At 64.7% G+C, this 2580-nt stretch carries 4 protein-coding genes; 1 reads left to right on the plus strand and 3 read right to left on the minus strand.

Annotated features, from left to right (window positions below; translation table 11 throughout):
- A partial coding sequence (locus tag QZT63_RS19695) for a DUF4131 domain-containing protein (protein WP_290653733.1) occupies positions 1 to 393 on the minus strand: 393 nt, incomplete at its 3' end.
- A gap of 205 nt (positions 394 to 598) precedes the next feature.
- Here QZT63_RS19695 and QZT63_RS19700 point away from each other — a divergent pair.
- Positions 599 to 1111 carry a DUF2062 domain-containing protein gene (locus QZT63_RS19700; protein ID WP_290653735.1) on the plus strand — a complete coding sequence of 171 codons (513 nt, stop codon included), beginning with the start codon at positions 599 to 601 and terminating at the stop codon, positions 1109 to 1111.
- Between the two features lie 31 nt (positions 1112 to 1142).
- Here QZT63_RS19700 and lolD read toward each other — a convergent pair whose 3' ends face one another.
- Together lolD and QZT63_RS19710 are read right to left on the minus strand one after the other, a co-directional pair.
- Positions 1143 to 1853: a lipoprotein-releasing ABC transporter ATP-binding protein LolD gene (gene lolD, locus QZT63_RS19705; protein ID WP_290653737.1), complete on the minus strand. Its 711-nt coding sequence runs from the start codon at positions 1851 to 1853 to the stop codon at positions 1143 to 1145.
- A partial coding sequence (locus tag QZT63_RS19710) for an FtsX-like permease family protein (protein ID WP_290653739.1) occupies positions 1846 to 2580 on the minus strand: 735 nt, incomplete at its 5' end. The genes lolD and QZT63_RS19710, both read right to left, overlap by 8 nt.

Genomic DNA, 2580 nt, shown 5'->3' on the forward strand with positions numbered 1-2580 from the left:
CAGCTGCCAGCGCTCCCCCGGCTCGACGCGTTGGGGTGGTCCATACCAGTGCAATCGCGCACGCCGCGGTCCGGATGTCCCCGGGGGCCCGGTGATGCGCGCATTGAAGGTAAGGCGGTTGCCGTCGCGAATCGGGAGCCCGGCCACGGCGACGGTGACCTCACCGGTCATGCGCTGATCCAGCCGGAACTCCAGGGCTTGTGCGGCGTGCCAGGCGGACCAGAGCATGCCAAGGAACAATGCGCCCAGGAGCAGCCAGCGCCGCCCGCGCAACAGCAGCGCACTGCCGGCGAGCAGCAGACACCAGCCCGCGGCATCCGGCATTGCGCTACCGAAGTGAAAGCTCACCACGCCAGCGGCGAATGCGCCACAGGCGCGTGCAGGCAGGCTCATCCATGAGCTCCTTTCCGGTCCCTAATACGGATGCTGCGCCGCAGCGCATGTCCGCGACTTGCCTGAGCAGGCTAGATCAGCACCACATCATTCAGGTTATCATCGTTGCAAATGGACGAGTCCGACGGTAGGCCCCGTGCCGAGAAAATTCTTCCGACGCTATTTGCCTGATCATACAACGGTGCGCGGACACCAAAGGCTGCGCATGTTCGGGCGCTTGTTGCACGACCCAAACCTCTGGCACCTGAACCGCCGCTCGGTCTCTGGAGCCACGGGTATCGGCCTGTTCCTGGCGTTCATGCCCATGCCCTTCCAGATGGTCCCGGCAGCGGCCCTGGCGATTATCTTGCGCATCAACCTGCCCATGGCGGTCGCCGCCGTGTGGATTTCCAACCCGCTCACCATGGGGCCCATGCTGTACTTCCAGTACCGCCTGGGCAAGCTCATGATGGGCGAGCGCGTCAGCGCCGCCACGTTCGAGCCGACCCTCGAGTGGTACTGGACCGAGTTGGTCAACGTCTGGCAGCCGCTGGTTCTCGGCAGCGTCGTCTGCGGCAGCGTTTCAGCCCTGGCTGGCTACGGGCTCGTTCATTTCATATGGCGCGTGAACATTCGCCGCCATCTGCGCATAAGAAAAGATAAACGCGCCGAGCGGGCGCGCATAAAGCAGGAACAGTCCGAGCAACAGCATCAGGAACAAAAACAGGAAGAGATTTAGTCGGCGCTGATGTGGCTGCCACCGCGGTGACTCAAGCGGGTACCGCCGGCGCCTCGTGCAGACGGCCATCGTCAATGGTCACGGTGCGCTCCATTCGCCGGGCAAGATCCATGTCGTGCGTCACCATGACGAGACTGGTGCCAAAATCCCGGTTGAGCTCACGCAGCAGTGCGAACACCTCGTCTGCGGTGTGCCGGTCCAGGTTCCCCGTGGGTTCGTCGGCCAGCACACACGCCGGCTGGGTCACCAGGGCCCTGGCAATGGCGGTGCGCTGACGCTCACCACCGGAGAGCTCGCCCGGCTTGTGCTCCGCCCGGTGCGCCAGGCCGACCCGCTCCAGCACGCGGGCTGCTTCCGCCCGCGCCTGGCGTCGCGCCGTCTTGCGGATCAATAAAGGCATGGCCACATTCTCCAGCGCCGTGAACTCGGGCAACAAGTGGTGAAACTGGTAGATGAAGCCAATCGCGTGATTGCGCAATAGACCGCGATCCCGCGCGCCCAGCTTATAGACGGCCTGCCCGCGCACCTCCACCTCGCCTTCCGTGGGCCGGTCCAGCCCACCCAGGATCTGCAGCAAGGTGCTCTTGCCCGACCCCGAGCGGCCCACGATCGCCAATTGCTCCTTTTGGGCAATGACGAGGGTCACATCGTCCAGGACACGCACGTCCCTCGGGCCTTCCCGGAAGACCTTGCCAACCCCGCGGCACTGGATCACCACAGCCTGATTTGATTGATCATTCATAGCGCAGCGCCTCAGCCGGTTCCGTTCGCGCACCGCGCCAGGCCGGATAGACCGTTGCCAGTAGCGATAGCACCAACGCCACGCCCGCGATCCGGAGCACATCGTCCAGTTGCAGATCCGAAGGCAGGTCACTCAGCCAGTAGATATCGGGGGCCAGAAAAGCCACCCCCAGCACCTGCTCGATGGCGGGCACGATGGTCTCCACGTTCAGGGCCAGGGCGACGCCGCCGGCGACGCCAAGCAGCGTGCCAAACACACCGATAATGGCACCCTGCACCATGAACACGCCCATCACGCTCGCGGGGCTTGCGCCCAGCGTGCGCAATATGGCGATATCGCTGCGCTTGTCGTTGACCACCATGACCAGCGTGGAGACGATATTAAACGCCGCAACCGCGATGATCAGCGTGAGAATGACGAACATCACCGTCTTCTCGGTCTGGACGGCGTGAAAGAAACTCGCGTGCTCCTGGGTCCAGTCGCGCACCCGGTAACCGCCCACCCCCAGATCGTGGCCGATTTCCCGCGCCAGCCAGGGGGCCTCCATGAGGTCGCGGAACTGGAGCCGCACTCCGGAGGCGCCGCCGGCGACGCGCATGACCGTGGCCGCATCGTCCATGTGCACCAGGGCCACACCGCGGTCGTACTCGAACATGCCAACGTCGAACGTCCCGGCCACGTGGAAGCGTTTGAGGCGTGGCACGATGCCCGCGACGGTGGCCCGCGC

The sequence above is a fragment of the Aquisalimonas sp. genome (assembly GCF_007120195.1).
GTDB lineage: Bacteria > Pseudomonadota > Gammaproteobacteria > Nitrococcales > Aquisalimonadaceae > Aquisalimonas.